The sequence below is a fragment of the Streptomyces sp. SID12501 genome (assembly GCF_010550245.1).
Lineage (GTDB): Bacteria > Actinomycetota > Actinomycetes > Streptomycetales > Streptomycetaceae > Streptomyces.
This window is the reverse complement of record NZ_JAAGLU010001087.1, coordinates 1-383: the sequence shown is the minus strand read 5'-3', so window position 1 is coordinate 383 and position 383 is coordinate 1. Positions and strand designations below refer to the sequence as shown.

Sequence of the window (383 nt, the reverse complement as noted above, 5' to 3'; positions counted from 1 at the left end):
GAGACGTAGAACCCCTGGACGCCGACGAACGGCTGCGCGGCCTGCGGCCCGGCCGCGGGGACCGGGTCGATCGCGAGGTCGAGGTCCGCGAACTGCTCGAGCATCCACGGGCCGCCGACGATGAACGGCGACTCGCCGTTCTTGAATGCCTCGACCGCGATGTCGTACGTGATGTCGGTCGACAGCACGCCCGCCGCGCCCTGCGCCTGCAGTCACGTCGCGAACGCCTGCCCGGGCGCGCCGCCCATGGCGAGGTCGGCCGTGTACAAGCCGTCCGCGTTCTGCGCGAACACGGGTGCGCCGAACGACGTCTGCAGGGGGTAGTACGTGTACGGGTCGCCCTCGGTGCTCGTCTGGATGAGGAACGGGTACTTGGTGCCGGC

Annotated in this window: 1 pseudogene; it reads right to left on the bottom strand. The window is 70.5% G+C overall.

Going from position 1 to position 383, the window contains the following annotated elements:
- Window positions 1-188: pseudogene (locus G3I71_RS50750) on the bottom strand (maltose ABC transporter substrate-binding protein); the annotation flags it as partial.
- Window positions 189-383 lie beyond the last annotated feature (195 nt).